Source organism: Dactylosporangium sp. NPDC048998, from assembly GCF_043197855.1.
In the GTDB taxonomy this organism is placed as follows: Bacteria; Actinomycetota; Actinomycetes; order Mycobacteriales; family Micromonosporaceae; genus Dactylosporangium.
The window spans coordinates 346,626-364,075 of record NZ_JBICTV010000004.1; the positions used below are offsets into that span (position 1 = coordinate 346,626).

Here is a 17,450-nt window from a genome sequence, read left to right on the forward strand (position 1 = left end):
GCATCATGGCATGGCGCTCAACCGGAACGTCACCGTGAATTTGGCCCCTCCCTCGGGCGCGTGGCCGGCGTCGATACGCGCGCCGAGCCGGCGGGACAGCCGGGCGGCCAGCGCCAGTCCGAGGCCGCTGCCCACCTTGCGGACGCCCTGGTAGCGCCGCGACAGGGCGCCACGCTCGAACGCCACCGCGAGGTCCTCGTCGGTGAAGCCCGGGCCGCCGTCGCGGACCTCCAGCCACGCGGCCGACGGGCCGGTGTAGAGAGCCAAGACCAGAGGAGCCTGCGCCGGTACCACGCGGAGTGCGTTCTCCAGCAGGCCGTCGATGATCTGCCGGATCCGCCCCGGGTCCGTGACCACCGGGACCGGAAACGGCGGCAGCTCCGTGCGCAGCACCAGCCCGGCCGCCGCGATCCGCCCGCCCCACGCCTCCGCGGCCGTTGCGAGCAGCTGCGTGAGGTCCACCTCGACCATCTCGATCGGCAGGTCGGCCGCCTCGAGCCGGGCCAGCACGAGCAGGTCGGCGATGAGCCGGTCGAGCCGCTCGGCCTCGTCGAGCACCGTCTTGCCGGCCCGCTGCGCGCCCTCCTCGCCGACCACGCCGTCGGCGAGCGCCTCGGCGTACCCGCGGATCGTGGTCAGCGGCGTGCGCAGCTCGTGCGACACCGACAGCAGGAACTCCCGCTCCCGCCCCTCGCTCGTGGCCAGCGCCGCGGTGAGCCCGTTGACCGCATGCGCGAGCTCGGCGACCTCGGTCGGCCCCTCGGGCGAGAGCGTGACGGTCCGGTCGCCGTCGCCGAGCCGCTTCGCCGCTGCGGCGACGGTGCGGATCGGCCTCGAGATCCGCCGGGCCAGCAGCGGCCCGGCGAGCAGCCCGGCGGCGAGGCCCGCCAGCAGGGCGATCCACAGCTGGCTGAAGAACCGGGCCAGGATGCCGCCGGGCGGGGGCTCGGTGAGCACGACCCCGTTGCCGTCCCGGCCGATCGCCTGCCCGGCCACGAGCTGGAGCTTGCCGCCGACCCGGGTCAGGTGGACCTCGACGTTGCGCCCGGCCGCGATCGACTTGACCGTGCCGGCCGGCAGGCCCGCCCGGTCGGCCTGACCGGCGTGGATGAGGTACACCGCGATCCCGCGCGCACCGAGTCGCTTGGCGATCGTCTCCTCGTCGGCGGTGATACGGGGCGTGTTGTTGAACCGCGGCCGCATCAGCTCGGCGGTGAGCGCGGTGTCGTCGGCGAGCCGCTTGCGGGCGTCGCGGTTGGCCTGCGTCGCGGTCAGCGGGATGCCGACCGCGGCGGTGACCAGGACCGACACCACCGCCACGATGCAGGTGACAAGCGCGGTGCGGGCGGCGAGCGACCTAAGCATCGGCGGTGTACCCGACGCCGCGCACGGTGCGGATCACCGCGGCCGCGCCGCCCAGCTTGCCGCGCACCTGGGCCACGTGGACGTCGACGGTGCGGGTGCCGCTGTGTGCGGCGTACCCCCATACCGAGCCCAGCAGCTCCTCGCGCGTGAACACCCGGCCGGGCCGGCCCATCAGGTGTGCCAGCAAGGAGAACTCGGTCGACGTCAGGCTCACCGGCGCGCCGTCGACCCGGCACTCCCGGCGCGCGGGGTCGATCGTGATCGGCCCGACCGTGCGCACCTGCGCCACGTCGGGCGGCCCCTGCGTGCGGCGCAGCACCGCCTTCACCCTGGACACCAGCTCGCGCGGGCTGAACGGCTTCGTCACGTAGTCGTCGCCGCCGAGCTCCAGGCCGAGGATGCGGTCGACCTCGTCGTCGCGGGCGGTCAGGAAGAGCACGGGCGTCCAGTCGCCGGCCTCGCGCAGCCGGCGGCAGATCTCGGTGCCGTCCATGCCGTCTCTGCCGGGCAGCGCGATGTCGAGCACGCACGCGACCGGCCGGAGCTTGCGCGCCGCGGCGAGCCCGGCGGTGCCGTCGTGCTCGACGTGCACGCCGAAGCCTTCGCGGGCGAGGTACATCCGCAGCAGGTCGGCGATCGGCTTCTCGTCCTCGACGACGAGCACCAGGCCCTTGCCCTGATCCACCACCGTCCCATTTTGACGGTTGCGGCGCGCGTCCAGTGTTCGGAGCGTGTTCGGGAATCGCTCGCGCTGCTATGCGAGGCGGAGTTCGGGGCGGGTAGCCACCGCGGCGTGCCGGACGGTCTGGCGGACCGGCTCGATCACGCGAGCACGTTGCGGCGCCGCCCTCGCGTGGTGCAGCGCGCGACGACGGCGACCGCGTCACGGTCCCCGGCGCAGCGGCGCAGCACCTGGACGTGCCGGGCGACCGTGGTGCCCGACAGCTTCGCCAGCGCCGTGGCCGGCAGGAACGTCCGCGAGAAGGTGTCCAGCGCTTCCATACCGTGGGCAACGACCCGCCTCGCGGACCGACACGCATTTCCGGCGCCGATCTCGCGACCGCGGCGTCCCGACACTCCCACGATGTCAGGATTACGCCTGGTTGCGGCCGCAAGACCGGCGCACAGGGGGTGCGACGCCGACGCACCCGCGAGTGAAGCCTGCCACGCCTTGTCGCGTTGAGGTCCGGACCTTTGAGGTGTCGTGCGGCTCGTGGTGTGGTGCGGGCCGCCCGAGCAAGCCGCCGGTGGAGCGGCGACCTGCCCGGACGGCCCACCGGCGATCCGGCTTCCCGGTGACCCGCCGGGAGCGGACCGTCGAGTCCGAAGGCCCGACCGGGCGGTCGCCGGGCGCAGTGACCCGACGGAGGGGTCCCGTCGAGTCCGGCGACCGCCCGGGCGGGCGGCCGAGACGAGCGTCGGCGGAGAGCACGAACGCCCGGGCTACAGGAGGGCCGGTCGAAGCAGAGCCGGGTCAGGAGGCCGCCGGCCGCGGGCTGGGCTTCAGCGGTGCGCAGGCCTGCATCGCCGCGGCGACCTTCGCGTCCGCGGTGTCCAGCTGGTCCGTCGGGCCGGTCACGGTGACGCCGTGCTCGGTGAGGCAGTTGCGGTACGCCGCCTCGCGACCACCCCCGCCGCCGTTGCCGTTGCCGCCGCCCGGGAACGCCGTCGGGCGCAGCGCCTCGCACGCCTTCTGCGCCTTCTCCCAGGTCTGCTGATCGACGCCGTTCGGGGCGGCCGTGCCGAAGAAGCCGCCGGGGCCGCCACCGCGGAAGCCGCCGCCCGACGGGCGGGGCTCGCCGGAGGGGCGGTTGGTCGGGAAGCCGGACGGGCGGGCCGTCGGGCGGTTCGACGCGTTGAACTGCGGGAGGTCGATGCCGTTGTTGCGCAGGCACGACGCGTAGTCGCTGCCGCCGGACTCGCCCGCGGCGGCCGGAGCCTTGTCGTCGGAGGAGCCGCAGGCGGCGGCGAAGAGGGCCACCGCGGCGAGCGCGAGCGCGGCGCCACTGATCCGCTTGTTCATCACTCGTGTGATGGAACGGCGCCAACCTCGACGCGAAGTCGACCGAACCTCAAAATTGCCTCACAACCGGCGGGGTGATCCGCTGGGGTATGCGGCGAATTGCCCGGCCGTCCACCCGGCCCGCGGCTCTCAGGGAACTTTGAGGTCCGGCCAAGGTAGCCGGGAGGAGAACCGGCTGAACTACTGACCCATGAAGGTGTGGTGGCTGGCCGGAGGCGCCGCCGTGCTCGCGGCCGCGGCCGTGACGGCGGTCGTGCTGACCGGCGACGACAAGCCGGCTCCGGTGAAGGTCAGCACCGTGAAGGTGACGCGTGGTCAGGTGAGTACCACGGTGTCCGCCTCGGGCACGGTGCAGGCGCTGGCGAGCCGCAGCCTCGGCTTCACGTCGAACGGCACGCTCACCGAGCTCAACGTCAAGGCCGGCGACGTGGTCGCCGCCGGGGCGGTGCTCGCGAAGATCGACGCCTCGTCCGCGCAGGACGCGGTCGACCAGGCCTCGCAGAACGTCTCCAGCGCCCAGGACTCGCTGGACCGCGCCCAGCAGGCGCACGATGCCGCGCTCGCCTTGCCGACGGCGAACCCGACGCCGTCGACCGCCACCTCCCGCGCCGCCGGCGGCACCACGGGCGGCACCCCAGGCGGTGGCACCCAGAGCGGTGGCGCACAGAGCGGCGGCACGCAAGCGGGCACCCCGCAGGGCGGCACCGGGCAGAACGGCGGGAACGGTGGGAACGGCGGGAACGGCACCCAGGGGGGCTCCGGCACCCAGAACGCCGCGCAGAACCGGTCCAACCAGATCCAGTCGACCAGCGACAACCTGATGAACGCCCAGCAGCGGCTCAACAACGCCCGGCTCTCCCTGACCCAGGCCAACGCCAAGCTCGCCGGCACCGTCATCACGGCGCCCGTCGGCGGCAAGATCCTCGCGGTCAACGGCAGCGTCGGCAGCCAGGCCGGCTCCAGCGTCATCACGCTGGCCGGCGCCGGCGACGTGGTCGTCACGGCGCAGTTCACCGAGGCCGAGGTGGCCCACCTGCAGGTCGGCCAGGTCTCGACGATCACGCTGCCGAACGACGTCAGCTCGAAGTACGACGGGAAGGTCATGCAGATCGATCCCGCCGGCACGGTGTCCAACCGCCTCGTGCGGTACGCGGCCCTGATCTCCTTCGACAAGGTGCCCGATACGCTCCTGTACGGTCAGAGCGCTACTGTCGCTGTAGTCACCGCGTCCGTGGACGACGTGCTCTCGGTGCCCTCCACCGCCGTGCACAACGGCTATGTGACGGTGCGGGTCAACGGCAAGGACGAGGAGCGAGCCGTCGAGACCGGGCTGCGCGGCGACGTCAACACCGAGATCAAGAGCGGACTTGCCCAAGGCGACGAGATCCTGACGGCGGGTCAGTGACGATGGAGCCGATGCCCGTAACCGTGTCCCAGACGACCGAACGCCAGCCGAAGGTCCTCGTCGTCGACGACGAGGCGAGCATCCGCGCCCTGCTGTCGGCCACGCTGCGGCTGACCGGCTTCGAGGTGCGGGTGGCGACCGGCGGGCGCGAGGCACTGGCCGCGGCCGCGGAGTACGGCCCGGACCTCGTCGTGCTCGACGTGATGATGCCCGACCTGGACGGCTTCGAGGTCGCGCAGCGGCTGCGCACCAGCGGGCGGCCGGTGCCGGTGCTGTTTCTGACCGCGCGGGACTCGGTCGAGGACCGCATCTCCGGGCTCACGGTCGGCGCCGACGACTACGTCGCCAAGCCGTTCAGCCTCGAGGAGGTCGTGCTGCGGATCCGCGCGATCCTGCGCCGCAGCCTGGGCGAGCAGCAGCAGCTCGTCGACGGCGGCGTGCTGCGCTACGCCGACCTGGAGATGGACGAGGACGCGCACGAGGTGCGCCGCGGCGGCAACCGGGTGGACCTGTCGCCGACCGAGTTCAACCTGCTGCGGTATCTGCTGACCAACGCGGGCCGCGTGGTGAGCAAGGCGCAGATCCTCGACCGCGTCTGGAACTACGACTTCGGCGGCGACGGGCGGATCGTCGAGTCCTACGTGTACTACCTGCGTCGCAAGATCGACAAGTGGGACCCGCCGCTGATCCACACGGTGCGCGGCGTCGGCTACGCGCTGCGATTGCCGAGAACCGAGGCGTGACGCTGCGGCCGTGGAGACACTGGACGGTCCGCACCAGGATCGTCGTCTCCGTCGTGTCCATCGCCGCGGTAGCCCTGATCGTCGCCAACGTCATCGGCGTGCTGCTGCTCAACTGGTACCTCATGCAGCGCGTCGACCAGCAGCTCATGGCCCCGCCACGCGTGCGGCCGGTGAACGGCGCGACGCAATACACGGCGCAGAACAAGCGGCCCGAGGGCGTGTTCTCGCCCGGCCCGGACTTCCAGATCTACCGCTTCAACGCCGACGGCGCGTTGGAGAACACCGAGATGCCGCTGGTCGACCCCAAGCTGTTCGGCGACATCGAGGAGCGCGCGACGCGCTCCGAGCCGTTCACCGTCGAGGGGCCGAAGGCGCAGTGGCGGGTCCGGGTCTTCCTGGCGCCGAACGGGGCCGGCTACTGGGCGTTCGCCATCTCCCTCGCCGACGTCAAGGCGACGCGGGAGCAGATGGTCCAGTACACCTCCGGGGTCAGCGCGGCGCTGCTGATCCTCGTCGGCCTCGCCACCGCGACGCTGGTGCGCGTCGGGCTGGCGCCGCTGACCCGGATGGAGGAGGCAGCGGCCGACATCGCCGCCGGCAACCTGTCCCGGCGCGTCGACGACGCCGATTCGCACACCGAGTCGGGGCGGCTCGGCATCGCGCTCAACACGATGATGACCCGCATCGAGGGGGCGGTCGACGAAAGCTCCGCCTCGGAGCGGCGGCTCCGGCAGTTTCTCGCCGACGCCGCGCACGAGCTGCGGACGCCGCTCACCAGCGTTCAGGGGTTCGCCGAGTTGTACCGCCGGGGCGGCGCCCCGCCGGGTCCGGCTCTCGACGAGGCGATGGAGTGCATCGACGCCGAGGTCAGCCGGATGCGGCTGCTCGTCAACGACCTGCTGACTCTGGCCCGGCTCGACGAGGAGCGCCCGCTGCAGCAGCACCCCGTCGACCTGCTCGCCGTCGCCGCCGACGCGGTGCGCGACGCGCACGTGCGGGTGCCGACCCGGTTCGTGCAGCTCGCCGCGCTCGACGAGCGCTCGGTGACCTTCGAGCCGGTGACCGTGGAGGGCGACGAGGCGCGCCTGCGCCAGGTCGTGGCCAACCTGATCAGCAACGCGCTGCAGCACACGCCGGAGGACACCCGGATCGTGGTCCGGGTCGGCCGCGCCGGGCCGCCGAAGATGCTGCCGATCGCGACGGTCGGCGCTGTGCTGCCCGAGGGCGTCGCGCTGGGCGCCATCGAGGTCACCGACACCGGGCCCGGGATGCGGCCGGAGGACGCGGTGCGCGTCTTCGAGCGGCTGTACCGCGCGGAGAGCTCCCGCTCGCGGCGCACCGGCGGCGCCGGCCTCGGGCTGTCGATCGTCGCGTCGATCGTGCAGGCGCACCGCGGGCGCGTCGAGCTGTGGACCGCGCCCGGGCAGGGTGCGACGTTCCGGGTACTGCTGCCGGCCCTGGACATGCCGGAGTTCGACGACGGCGACGACGAGGACGAATACGCCGCCGACGCGGCGGACATCGACCTCGATGACGCACTCGATGAGGCCTCGGACGAATCCGTTGAAAAGCGGGCAACCGGATTCCGAGGGAACTCCGAGGTTCGCTGAGGGTCGCTCCGAGCGACGCCCACGACCATTCCCCTCATGCGTTTGTCGCTGCCGTCTCTGCGCCGGCCACGGCTCAACTCCGTGACCCTCGTGAACACCGTGCTCGTGCTCGCCGCGGCCGGTGGCGCCTTCTGGGCGTACCAGATCATCAGCGGACCGGCCGCCAGCGCCGACACGGGGACGACCACCACGCGCACCCGCATCGTCTCCGTCACGCAGGGCACGGTCTCGCAGACCGTCTCCGCGTCCGGCTCGGTGGCGAGCGCCTCCACGGCCAACGCCAACTTCACCACCTCCGGCACCGTGACCGAGGTCGACGTGAAGGTCGGCGACGTCGTCACCAAGGGCCAGACGCTGGCGAAGGTCGACCCGACCGCCGCGCAGGCCGCGCTGGACACCGCGAAGGCCAACCTCAACGCGGCGAAGGCCGCGCTGACCCGCGACCAGAACAACAGCGCCGACGACGCCACGATCACCTCCGCGGAGGCGCAGGTCGCCACCGCGCAGGCCAACGTCACCTCGGCGCAGGCGACGGTCAACGGCACGGTGCTGACGGCGCCGATCGCCGGCACCGTCACCGCGGTCAACGGCGCGGTCGGCTCGTCGTCGTCCGGCTCGTCCTCGTCGGGCGGCGGGGGCGGCAGCAACGGCTCGTCCGGCGCCGGTTCCGGCTCGGGTTCCGGCAGCGGCTTCATCCAGCTGGCGGACCTGTCGACGATGCAGATCGACGCGAGCTTCGCCGAGGCGGACGCGACCAAGCTCAAGGCGGGCCAGACCGCCGACATCACGTGGAGCGCGCTGAGCGGCACGCGGGCGACGGGCAAGGTCAGCACCATCTCGCCCACGGCCACGACCAGCAACAACGTCAACTCCTACGCGGTGGTGATCACGCTGGACTCCCTTCCCGCCGGTGTACGGCTGGGGCAGAGCACGACCGCGGTGGTGACGGTCGCCGAGGCGCAGAACGTGCTGCGCATCCCGAGCACGGCGCTGCGCACCGCCGGCGGCCAGCGCACGGTCACGGTGCAGGTCAACGGGCAGAACGAGGACCGGCAGGTCGAGGTCGGTATCACCGGCGGCGGCTTCGTCGAGGTCAAGTCCGGGCTGCAGGCCGGCGACCAGGTCGTGATCACCACGACGACGAGCACGTCGACCTCGGGCCCCAACATCCAGCAGTTCCCCGGCGGCGGCAACTTCCCCGGCGGCGGCGGTGGCAACTTCCCGGGCGGTGGCGGCGGCGTGGTTCGTAGGGGCAACTGACATGAGTGTGGAGACGATCGCCGAGGCGGGTGCCTGGCCGGGGCCGGCCGTGAAGCCGGTGCTGGACATCCGCAACGTCAAGAAGATCTACGGGCAGGGCGAGACCGAGGTGCACGCCCTGCGGGGCGTGACGCTCACCGTCGAGCGCGGCGACTACGTCGCGATCATGGGCTCGTCCGGCTCCGGCAAGTCGACGCTGATGAACATCCTGGGTTGTCTCGACATCCCGACGACCGGGCGGTACCTGCTCGACGGCGTCGACGTCAGCCGGCTCACCGACCGCCAGCTCGCCCTGGTGCGCAACCGGCGGATCGGGTTCGTGTTTCAGGCGTTCAACCTCATCGCCCGCACCACCGCGCTGGCCAACGTCGAGCTGCCGCTCGCCTACGCCGGCGTGAAGGGGGCCGAGCGGCGCCGCCGGGCCCGGGCGGCGCTGGGCATGGTCGGCCTGGCCGACCGCGAGGACCACGAGCCCAACCAGCTCTCCGGCGGCCAGCAGCAGCGCGTCGCGGTCGCCCGGGCGCTGGTCACCGCGCCGGCCCTGGTGCTCGCCGACGAGCCGACCGGCAACCTCGACACCCAGTCCACCAACGACGTGCTGGCCGTGTTCGACCGGCTCAGCCACTCGGGCCGGACCATCGTGCTGATCACCCACGAGCCGGACGTCGCGGAGCGCGCGAAGCGACTGATCAGGCTGGTCGACGGACGCATCGTCCAGGATGAGCGGCTGAAGTGAACATCTTCGAGACCATCCGCTTCGCGCTTCGCGCGATCACCGCGAACAAGCTCCGCTCCAGCCTCACCGTGCTGGGCATCCTCATCGGCGTGGCGGCCGTCATCCTGCTCGTCGCGGTCGGCAACGGCTCCGCGCAGGCGGTGCAGCAGCAGATCGAGTCGCTGGGCACCAACACGCTGACCGTGACGGCCGGTGGCGGCGGCGGGGCCCGCGGTGCCGCGTCGACGCAGAACACGGCGCTGAGCATGGACCTCGTGCCGGCGCTGGAGAACAAGGACGAGGCGCCGCACGTCAAGAGCGTGTCGCCGGTGGTCAACGGGTCGCAGTCGGCGACCTACGAGGGCACCGATCACACCATCCTGCAGTTCGTCGGTACCTATCCGGGATATGTCGGCGCGTCCAACTTCAAGATCGCCAAGGGCGCGCTCTTCACCGACGACGACGTCAAGGAGTCCCGCAAGGTCGTCGTGATCGGCTCGACCGTCGCCGAGGAGCTCTTCGGCAACGTCGACCCGCTGTCCAAGCAGATCACCGTCTCCGGCAAGCTCTTCACCGTCGTCGGGGTGCTCGCCGAGAAGGGCGGCAGCGGCTTCAACGACCCCAACGACGTCGCCATGGCGCCGGTGAGCGCGGTGCAGGAGTCGCTGACCGGGTACGGCTCGCTGAACCAGCTCCTCGTGCAGGCCACCTCGCCGGACACGGTCAGCGCGGCGCAGGCGGAGATCACGGCGATCCTCAACGAGAAGCTCAACATCAGCGGCTCGTCGGCGAACTCGGCGTACCGGATCCTCAATCAGTCGCAGCTGCTGGAGACCCGGGCGAACACCGCGCAGACGTTCACGCTGCTGCTCGGCGCCGTCGCCGGGATCAGCCTCCTGGTCGGCGGGATCGGCATCACCAACATCATGATGGTGACCGTCACCGAGCGGACCCGCGAGATCGGCATCCGCAAGGCGCTCGGCGCCCCGAAGCGCACCGTCCTCACCCAGTTCCTGGTGGAGGCGACGGTGCTCTCGGTCATCGGCGGCCTGCTCGGCGTGCTCGCCGCGGTCATCGGCAGCCAGTTCACGATCGTCAGCATCAAGCCGGTCATCGTGCCGAGCTCGGTCGCCCTCGCGCTGGGCTTCTCGGTGGCGATCGGCCTGTTCTTCGGCAGCTACCCGGCCAGCCGGGCGGCGGGGCTCCGCCCCATCGAGGCCCTTCGTTATGAGTGACACCAGCCTCCGTGTGGGCGGGTCCTGGTCGCGGTGCCCGACTCCCCGCGGGCACCGCGGCCCGGTCCCACCCGCGCGGCAGTCGACGAGGAGTTTTCCGTGACCCACGCCGCTTCGCCCTTCCGCCGTCCGGACGCGCACCCGTCCGTCGACTCCTCCCCGTACAGCCGTCCGCCGCACGTGGACGCCGACGCGGACACGGAGATGCTGCCGGTGCCCGATTTTTCGGATATTTCGGTGGTACCGGATGAGCCGGATCTGCTCGCGGATCCGGCGCTCGACGACGACCTCAACGACCGGCTCTCGAAGGCCGCGCCCCGGCGCCTGGCCAACCGCGCCACGTACGTCCTGGCCGGCCTGGCGCTCGTGGTCGCCGGCTTCGTCGGGGGCGCTCAGGTGCAGAAGAGCTACGGCACCGCCCCGGCCGCGGCGACCCCCGGCGGGGCCAACCCGGCCGCCCTGGCGAGCGCCTTCGCCAACCGCGGCGGTCAGGGCTTCCCAGGAGGCGGTCAGGGCTTCCCGGGCGGCGGCAACGGCGGCACCGGCACCGGGGGCGGCACCCGTGGCGGCGTCACCGGCACGGTCAAGCTCGTCGACGGCACCACGGTGTACATCGAGACCGCGGACGGCAACACGGTCATCGTCAAGACCAGCGACACGACGACGGTCTCGACGCCCGGTGCGCTGAAGGACCTGACCGCGGGCTCCACGGTCACCGTCCAGGGCCAGAGCGCCGACGGCTCCGTCACCGCCACGTCGATCACGAAGACGAAGTAGCAGCGCCTTTCTCGTTTGGGGACGCCTCTTACGCTCGGCGGGGCCGCGCTCGTCACCTTCTACGCCGAGCTGGGCCGCCGCATGGGCGTCCCGGACCTGCCGCGCGACTACGCCGGGCTGGCCGCCTACCTCGAGCGCTGCGAGGCCGGCTTCGCCTACACCCCCGCGGGCCGCGTGTGCAGCGACCGCACGCTGGCGATGGCCCGCGCGCGAGTCCGCCCGTGGCTGCGCCCGCTGGTGGGCCCGGTGATCGCTACCCTGCTCGCCCCGGCGACGCGCGCCGCCGTCGGGCTGCGGACGCCACCCGCGCCGGCCCGGGCCCTGGTGCTCGCCGCGCTGCGCGTGCGCCGCGGCGTCGTGCGACGGCTGCCGCCCCGCGCCGTGCCGATCACCCCGCGGACCCGCCGTGGTTCAGCCGGCGCCGATGACGTCGCGGTGCACGGGGCCGCGCGGTAGCGGCGGCCGATCCGATCAGACGCCGGCGTAGGAGTGCAGGCCGTTGGCGACCAGGTTGACGCCGAACAGGTTGACCAGCATCGTCGCCCAGCCGACCACGGCGATCCAGCTCGTCAGGCGGCGGCTCACGCTCGGGGTTGAGCGGGCGTGCAGGTAGCAGGCGTAGACGACCCACGCGACGAAGGACCAGACCTCCTTCGGGTCCCAGTTCCAGTAGCGGCCCCAGGCGGCCTCGGCCCAGATGGCGCCCGCGATGACGCCGAAGGTCCAGATCGGGAACCCGAAGGCGTGGACGCGGAACGTCACGCGTTCCAGCGCGGCGGCCTCCGGGAGGCGCTGGCCCAGGGAGTACGGGAAGCGGGTCTTGCCGGCGTCGTGACCCGAGCGGATCAGGTGCATCGCGGCGGACACGAAGCCGACCAGGAAGGTGCCCGACGCGACCGAGGCGGCGCCGACGTGGATGACCAGCCAGTACGAGTGCAGGGCGGGGACCAGCGGGCCGACCTGGACGTAGAGGGTCATGCCGGCGATCGACAGCAGGATCGCGGCGACCATCGTGACGAACAGGCCCAGGTGGCGCAGGTTGGTCCATTTGACGAGCACGACCAGCCACGCCGTCACGCCGACCAGGGTGGCCGTCATGACGAACTCGTACATGTTGCCCCACGGGGCGCGCTCCGCCGCGATGCCGCGCGTGACCAGGGCGCCGAGGTGGGCCGCGAAGCCGAGCAGGGTCAGCACGACCGCGGCCACGCCGGCCCGGTGCGCGCCGCTCGAGCGCTCCGACGCCTCCGGGAGGGTCGCCGGGCTCTCGGGGATCTCGGTCAGGTCGGCCGGGGGGAGCGAGCCGCCCGCGCCGACGCCGACCGGGACGGCGGCGGGGACCGCCGCGCGCATCGCCGCGCGCGCGACCAGACTGCGGCCGCCGAAGGCGTACTCGATCGCGTACGCCATCATCGCGAGCACGTAGCAAAAGATCGTGACGACCAGCAGTTGGTTGGACAGCCCACCCATCACACAACCTCCTCGACGTTCTCAGTCTGCGGCACCTGCTGCGGGACGCTCGCGGCAGGGGCGGCCGCGCGCACGATCTCGTCGAACTCGTCGGCGAAGCCGGGGTAGTCGCTGCGGGGCAGGCCGCCCGCCGTGACGCCGGTGGGCGCGATGCGGAAGAAGACCCGGCGGCGCTTGCCGCTCAGCGAGCCCAGCAGGCCGACCAGCAGCGCGACCGCGCCGCCGAGGACGATCGGCTGGCCCGGGTCGTGGCGGATCGAGATGCTGATCCACTGGACCGTGCCGGCGAACTCGACCGTCGTGCCGTCCGGCAGGGTGCCGGTCTGGCCGGGCTTGAGCGCCATCGGGGCGCCGAACTTCGTGAGCCGGCCGGCCTCGATCTGGCGGGTGTCCAGCGTGTACACCGACAGCGGCGCGCCGGCGTCGAAGCCCAGCACCCCGCGGTACGCCTGCAGCATGATCCTCGGGTCGTTCTCGGCCGGGAACGCCGAGGAGTTCACCGACGGGTCGGACGGGAGCGTGGGCACGTAGACGCCGGAGAACCCGACCTGCGACTTCTCGTCGCGGGTGCGCGTCTCCGGGTTGATGTTGACGTCCGGGAAGGTCGCCACGCCGTTGCTCGTGAGCAGTTTGTCGCTCGGCAGAAACGGCGCCACGTTGACCGACGACTTGCCGTACTTGTCGGTGTACTTCAGGATCGGCGCGTATCCGTGGCCGAGCAGCGACACGTTCGCGCCGTCGAGCCGCAGCGGGTCGTTGACCTGCAGCAGCTTCTCGCTCTCGCGCCCGTTCTGCTTGACGTTCACGTCGGCTTTGTACGTGACCGGCTGGCCGCTGGGCAGGTAGGTCGCGGTGAACTTGTCCAGGCGCAGGCAGAAGCGGGGCAGGTCGTTCTCGCCGACCTGCGCGCCCAGGGCGTGCTCGTCGTAGTTGAGCAGCGTGTTGCAGAACGCGAAGTCGTCACCCTGCACCAGCAGGCGGTTGCCGTGCCAGCCGAACCACGAGCCGTACGCGACGCCGATGAGTAGCGACAGCAGCGCGAAGTGGAAGACCAGGTTGCCGGTCTCCTTGAGGTAGCCCTTCTCGGCCGAGATCTCGGTGACGTCGCCGTCCTGCCGCACGGCCGTGCGGAACCGCCGCTGCTTCAGGACCCGGCGGATGCGCTCGGCGGTCTCCGGCGTGGCCGGGCCGGGCAGCGTGGCGTGCGCGGGCAGCCGGTCGAGGTGCTTCGGAGCCTTCGGCGGCCGCTTCACCAGCGCCGTGATGTGCGAGCGGAACCGCGGCACCAGGCAGCCGACCAGCGAGACGAACAGCAGCAGGTAGATCGCCGAGAACCACGGCGATCCGTACACGTCGAAGAAGAAGAGCCGGTCGAGCGTCGGCCCCCACTGCCGGTGCGTGTCCAGATAGGTCCGGACCTTCTCCGGCGACACGTTGCGCTGGGGCAGCACCGAGCCGGGGATCGCCGCCACGGCGAGCAGGAACAGCAGCACGAGCGCGGTGCGCATGCTGGTCAGTTGGCGCCAGGCGCGCCGGCTCACGGCCACGGCGGTGTGATAGAGCCAGCGCATCAGATCGGCACCGATCCGGGCCCGATGTTGGCCTGCAGCGCGATCATGAGGGAACTCCAGACGCCGGTCACCAGGGCGAGCCCGACCAGCACGAGCAGCGCGCCGCCGACGCGGGTCACCCAGCGGCTGTTGCGGCGGATGAACTTGACGACCCCGATGAGCCGCTGAAAGCCCAGCCCGACGGCGATGAACGGGATGCCGATGCCCAGCGAGTACGCGACGGCCAGCGTGACCGCGCGCGCCTGCGAGCCGCTGGTCGAGCCGAGCGCGATCACGGCGCCGAGCGTCGGGCCGGTGCACGGCGCCCAGGACAGTGCGAACACCATGCCGAAGACCGGCGCGCCGATGAGGCCGGCCGCCGGCAGCCGCCGGATGCGCCACTGCCGCTCCAGGCCCGGCACCAGGCCCATGAAGGCCAGGCCCAGCACGATCACGGCCACGCCGGCGATCACCTCGACCAGCCGGCGGTGCAGCGCTACCGACATCGCGGCGCGGGTGGCGAGCACGATGAGCGCGATGAACACCACGCTGAAGCCGGCGATGAAGAGCCCGACGCCGGCGAGCACCCGGCCGCGGCGCTGACCCGAGTCGAGGTCGGCGCCGGCCAGGCCGGTCACGTAGGAGAGGTAGCCCGGCACCAGGGGCAGGATGCAGGGCGACAGGAAGCTGGCCAGCCCGGCGAGCACGGCCACCGCCATCGCACCCAGCAGGGGTCCGTCCGCGGTGATGCTGCCGAAGTCCATCCTCAGGACCGTTCGGCCAGCAGGTCGCGGACGACCGGTTCGAGCAGCCGCTGGTCGACCTCGGAGCGTATGACGGCGGCGATCCGGCCGGCCTTGTCGATCACCAGCGTGGCCGGGATCGAGTTGGGCGGCACGTCGAACTCCAGCGCGAGCGAGGCGGACGGGTCGAAGATGCTGCCGTACGTGGGCTTGATGTCGGCCAGGTAGGCGTTGGCCGGGTCGCGCTGGTCGTGGACGTTGACGCCGATGAAGGCGACGCCCTGGTCCTTCGTGGCGGCGAGCACCTTCTCCAGCTCGGGCGCCTCCGTGCGGCACGGCGCGCAGTACGAGGCCCAGAAGTTCACGACCACGACCTGGCCCTTGTGCTGGGACAGGTCGAACCGGCCGCCGCCGTTCATGAGCTCGCCGCGCATCGCGGGCGCCGCGACCCGGTCGGCGACCCCGATCTGGCGGCTGCCGAGCGCGTTCTTCGGCGCGCTGCCGCCGCAGGCCGCGAGCGCCAGCAGGGTCACGGTCACCGCGACGGCGGCGAGGAGGCGGCGCACGTCATGCCCCCTTGGCCTGGCGGGCCGAGGCGGAGAGCGCCACGAGGTGGGCGGCCGGCTCGGAGTACCCGATACCGACGATCTTGGCGTCCTCGAAGTGGAAGCTGGTCAGGCTGGCCAGGGAGCACTCGCGGCGGCGCGGGTCGTGCCACAGCCGCTTCTTCTCCACGTGCCGGCGCAGGGTCCAGATGGGCAACTGGTGCGAGACGCAGAGGGCCTCATGCCCCTCCGCCGCCTCGCGGGCCGCCATCAGCGCGGCGAACATGCGCGCCGCGATCGCCGTATACGCCTCACCCCAGGACGGGGTCACCGGGTCGCGCAGCACCCACCAGTTGCGTGGGTCGCGCAGCGCGCCGTCACCCACGCCGACCCGCTTGCCCTCGAAGAAGTTGGCGCTTTCGATCAGCCGGTCGTCGATCGCGGTCGTCAGGCCGAGCTGCTCGGCGAAGGGCTCGGCGGTCTGCTGGGCGCGCTCCAGCGGGCTCGCCACCAGGTAGGTGACGTCGCGGCCGGCCACCGACTCGGCCGCGGCCTTGGCCATCTGTACGCCGAGCTCGGAGAGGCGGAAGCCGGGGAGGCGGCCGTAGAGCACCTTGTCGGGGTTGTACACCTCGCCGTGGCGCAGCATGTGAACGACGGTCTTCATGCCCGCGGGGTCCCAGCCTGCGCCGCGGCCCGCGCCGCGTGGGGCAGCGCCGCCTCGAGCACCGAGAGCCCCTCGTCGTCGATCGCCGTGGAGACGAACCAGGACTCGTACGCGCTCGGCGGGAGATACACGCCGCGGGAGAGCATCTCGTGGAAGAAGGCCCGGAACGCGCCCACGTCCTGCGTCTGCGCGTCGGCGAACGAGTGCACCGGCCGGTCGGTGAAGAAGATCGAGAACATGTTGCCGGCGGAGGACAGCACGTGCGGTACACCCGCGGAGGAAAGCGCCTCGGAGGCGAGCTTGCCGACCGTGACCGCGGTCGCATCCAGGCGGGCGTAGACCTCCGGGGTGGCCAGGCGCAGCGTCGCCAGGCCCGCGGCACAGGCCAGCGGGTTTCCGGAGAGGGTCCCGGCCTGGTACACCGGGCCGGCCGGGGCCAGCCGCCCCATGATCTCGGCGCGCCCGCCGAACGCCGCGGCCGGCATGCCGCCGCCCATGACCTTGCCGAACGTGTACAGATCCGCGTCCACCGGCTCGAGCCCCGCCCAGCCGGAGCGGCTGACCCGGAAGCCGGTCATGACCTCGTCGAGGATGAGCAGCGCGCCGTGGCGGTGCGCGACCTCGGCGAGCTTCGCGTTGAACCCGTCGCGCGGGGCGACGACGCCCATGTTGCCGGCCGCCGCCTCGGTGATGACCGCGGCGATCTGGTCCCCGTGGGCCTCGAAGGCCGCCTCGACCGCGGCGACGTCGTTGAACGGCAGCACCAGCGTGTCGCCGGCCGCCGCGCCCGTCACGCCGGGCGAGTCGGGCAGCGCGAGCGTGGCCACCCCGGAGCCGGCCGCGACCAGCAGCGCGTCGACGTGCCCGTGGTAGCAGCCGGAGAACTTGACCACCTTCGGCCGTCCGGTGAACCCGCGCGCCAGCCGCAGGGCGCTCATCGTCGCCTCGGTGCCGGAGTTGACCAGGCGCACCTGGTCGACGGGCGTGCGCGCGACGATCTCCTCGGCGAGCGCGACCTCGCCGGGCGTCGGCGTGCCGAAGCTGGTGCCGCGCGCGGCCGCGGCGGTGATCGCCGCGACGACCTCGGGGTGCGCGTGGCCGAGGATCAGCGGCCCCCACGAGCAGACCAGGTCGAGGTAGCGCCGGTCGTCGGCGTCGGTGAGCCAGCAGCCGGAGCCGCTGACCATGAAGCGCGGGGTGCCACCCACCGCCCGGAAGGCCCGGACAGGTGAATTCACCCCACCCGGCACAATGGCCTGGGCACGGTCGAACAGGGCCTGCGATGCCGGCGCGTCACCCGCGTGCGGGCCGAGACCGGCGGCGTCAAAATCGGTCACAGCCT

The 17,450-nt window shown here is 72.3% G+C and carries 18 protein-coding genes; 8 read left to right on the forward strand and 10 right to left on the reverse strand.

Annotated features, from left to right (window positions below; genetic code table 11):
- Window positions 1–3: 3 nt before the first annotated feature.
- The 4 genes from ACGFI8_RS12430 to ACGFI8_RS12445 all read right to left on the reverse strand — a co-directional run bounded on the left by ACGFI8_RS12430 (window position 4) and on the right by ACGFI8_RS12445 (window position 3,388).
- Complete coding sequence (locus ACGFI8_RS12430; protein WP_392803582.1) at window positions 4–1,365, reverse strand: histidine kinase dimerization/phospho-acceptor domain-containing protein; 1,362 nt, start codon at window positions 1,363–1,365, stop codon at window positions 4–6.
- A complete protein-coding gene (locus ACGFI8_RS12435) occupies window positions 1,358–2,050 on the reverse strand; it encodes a response regulator transcription factor (protein ID WP_392804078.1) in 693 nt (230 codons plus the stop codon). Before ACGFI8_RS12435 ends, ACGFI8_RS12430 begins: the two co-directional genes overlap by 8 nt.
- 137 nt (window positions 2,051–2,187) lie before the next feature.
- Window positions 2,188–2,367, reverse strand: coding sequence for a hypothetical protein (locus ACGFI8_RS12440; RefSeq protein WP_392803584.1), 180 nt, complete (start codon window positions 2,365–2,367; stop codon window positions 2,188–2,190).
- A gap of 472 nt (window positions 2,368–2,839) precedes the next feature.
- On the reverse strand, window positions 2,840–3,388 hold the full coding sequence (locus tag ACGFI8_RS12445) for a hypothetical protein (protein ID WP_392803586.1): 549 nt from the start codon (window positions 3,386–3,388) through the stop codon (window positions 2,840–2,842).
- A gap of 190 nt (window positions 3,389–3,578) precedes the next feature.
- Here ACGFI8_RS12445 and ACGFI8_RS12450 point away from each other — a divergent pair, with 190 nt between their 5' ends.
- The 8 genes from ACGFI8_RS12450 (at window position 3,579) to ACGFI8_RS12485 (ending at window position 11,589) form a co-directional block, all read left to right on the forward strand.
- Window positions 3,579–4,793 (forward strand): efflux RND transporter periplasmic adaptor subunit, encoded by a 1,215-nt coding sequence (locus ACGFI8_RS12450; protein WP_392803587.1) that lies wholly within the window; start codon window positions 3,579–3,581, stop codon window positions 4,791–4,793.
- A gap of 11 nt (window positions 4,794–4,804) precedes the next feature.
- Complete coding sequence (locus ACGFI8_RS12455) at window positions 4,805–5,536, forward strand: response regulator transcription factor (protein WP_392803589.1); 732 nt, start codon at window positions 4,805–4,807, stop codon at window positions 5,534–5,536.
- Entirely contained in the window at window positions 5,533–7,146 is a 1,614-nt protein-coding gene (locus ACGFI8_RS12460; RefSeq protein ID WP_392803591.1) for a sensor histidine kinase, read from the forward strand. Before ACGFI8_RS12455 ends, ACGFI8_RS12460 begins: the two co-directional genes overlap by 4 nt.
- A gap of 36 nt (window positions 7,147–7,182) precedes the next feature.
- Window positions 7,183–8,406, forward strand: a complete 1,224-nt coding sequence (locus tag ACGFI8_RS12465; RefSeq protein WP_392803593.1) for an efflux RND transporter periplasmic adaptor subunit — start codon at window positions 7,183–7,185, stop codon at window positions 8,404–8,406.
- Between the two features lies 1 nt (window position 8,407).
- Window positions 8,408–9,142 (forward strand): ABC transporter ATP-binding protein, encoded by a 735-nt coding sequence (locus ACGFI8_RS12470; RefSeq protein WP_392803595.1) that lies wholly within the window; start codon window positions 8,408–8,410, stop codon window positions 9,140–9,142.
- Window positions 9,139–10,356: an ABC transporter permease gene (locus tag ACGFI8_RS12475; RefSeq protein WP_392803596.1), complete on the forward strand. Its 1,218-nt coding sequence runs from the start codon at window positions 9,139–9,141 to the stop codon at window positions 10,354–10,356. The genes ACGFI8_RS12470 and ACGFI8_RS12475 overlap by 4 nt, the downstream gene beginning before the upstream one ends.
- Window positions 10,357–10,455: 99 nt before the next feature.
- Entirely contained in the window at window positions 10,456–11,133 is a 678-nt protein-coding gene (locus ACGFI8_RS12480) for a hypothetical protein (protein WP_392803598.1), read from the forward strand.
- 15 nt (window positions 11,134–11,148) lie between these two features.
- Complete coding sequence (locus ACGFI8_RS12485; protein WP_392803600.1) at window positions 11,149–11,589, forward strand: oxygenase MpaB family protein; 441 nt, start codon at window positions 11,149–11,151, stop codon at window positions 11,587–11,589.
- A 15-nt stretch (window positions 11,590–11,604) separates the two neighbouring features.
- On the opposite strand, the gene ccsB is transcribed toward ACGFI8_RS12485, so the two are convergent.
- From ccsB to hemL, 6 genes are read right to left on the reverse strand one after another with little or no spacing between them, the layout of a single operon-like run.
- Window positions 11,605–12,603, reverse strand: a complete 999-nt coding sequence (gene ccsB / locus ACGFI8_RS12490) for a c-type cytochrome biogenesis protein CcsB (RefSeq protein WP_392803602.1) — start codon at window positions 12,601–12,603, stop codon at window positions 11,605–11,607.
- Window positions 12,603–14,174, reverse strand: coding sequence for a cytochrome c biogenesis protein ResB (locus ACGFI8_RS12495; protein ID WP_392803603.1), 1,572 nt, complete (start codon window positions 14,172–14,174; stop codon window positions 12,603–12,605). Before ACGFI8_RS12495 ends, ccsB begins: the two co-directional genes overlap by 1 nt.
- Entirely contained in the window at window positions 14,174–14,923 is a 750-nt protein-coding gene (locus ACGFI8_RS12500) for a cytochrome c biogenesis CcdA family protein (RefSeq protein ID WP_392804080.1), read from the reverse strand. The genes ACGFI8_RS12495 and ACGFI8_RS12500 overlap by 1 nt, the downstream gene beginning before the upstream one ends.
- Complete coding sequence (locus tag ACGFI8_RS12505) at window positions 14,920–15,462, reverse strand: TlpA family protein disulfide reductase (protein ID WP_392803605.1); 543 nt, start codon at window positions 15,460–15,462, stop codon at window positions 14,920–14,922. Before ACGFI8_RS12505 ends, ACGFI8_RS12500 begins: the two co-directional genes overlap by 4 nt.
- 1 nt (window position 15,463) lies before the next feature.
- Window positions 15,464–16,108, reverse strand: a complete 645-nt coding sequence (locus ACGFI8_RS12510; RefSeq protein ID WP_392803607.1) for a histidine phosphatase family protein — start codon at window positions 16,106–16,108, stop codon at window positions 15,464–15,466.
- Complete coding sequence (gene hemL / locus ACGFI8_RS12515) at window positions 16,105–17,445, reverse strand: glutamate-1-semialdehyde 2,1-aminomutase (protein WP_392803609.1); 1,341 nt, start codon at window positions 17,443–17,445, stop codon at window positions 16,105–16,107. Before hemL ends, ACGFI8_RS12510 begins: the two co-directional genes overlap by 4 nt.
- Window positions 17,446–17,450: the final 5 nt, after the last annotated feature.

What these genes read in the sequence shown, in the direction of transcription:
- ACGFI8_RS12470 (WP_392803595.1), top strand. Translation starts at nt 8,408, where the DNA reads ATGAGTGTGGAGACGATCGCCGAGGCGGGTGCCTGGCCGGGGCCGGCC.
- ccsB (WP_392803602.1), bottom strand. Translation starts at nt 12,603, where the DNA reads ATGGGTGGGCTGTCCAACCAACTGCTGGTCGTCACGATCTTTTGCTAC.
- ACGFI8_RS12455 (WP_392803589.1), top strand. Translation starts at nt 4,805, where the DNA reads ATGCCCGTAACCGTGTCCCAGACGACCGAACGCCAGCCGAAGGTCCTC.
- ACGFI8_RS12445 (WP_392803586.1), bottom strand. Translation starts at nt 3,388, where the DNA reads ATGAACAAGCGGATCAGTGGCGCCGCGCTCGCGCTCGCCGCGGTGGCC.
- ACGFI8_RS12430 (WP_392803582.1), bottom strand. Translation starts at nt 1,365, where the DNA reads ATGCTTAGGTCGCTCGCCGCCCGCACCGCGCTTGTCACCTGCATCGTG.
- ACGFI8_RS12510 (WP_392803607.1), bottom strand. Translation starts at nt 16,108, where the DNA reads ATGAAGACCGTCGTTCACATGCTGCGCCACGGCGAGGTGTACAACCCC.
- ACGFI8_RS12450 (WP_392803587.1), top strand. Translation starts at nt 3,579, where the DNA reads ATGAAGGTGTGGTGGCTGGCCGGAGGCGCCGCCGTGCTCGCGGCCGCG.
- ACGFI8_RS12465 (WP_392803593.1), top strand. Translation starts at nt 7,183, where the DNA reads ATGCGTTTGTCGCTGCCGTCTCTGCGCCGGCCACGGCTCAACTCCGTG.
- ACGFI8_RS12440 (WP_392803584.1), bottom strand. Translation starts at nt 2,367, where the DNA reads ATGGAAGCGCTGGACACCTTCTCGCGGACGTTCCTGCCGGCCACGGCG.
- ACGFI8_RS12495 (WP_392803603.1), bottom strand. Translation starts at nt 14,174, where the DNA reads ATGCGCTGGCTCTATCACACCGCCGTGGCCGTGAGCCGGCGCGCCTGG.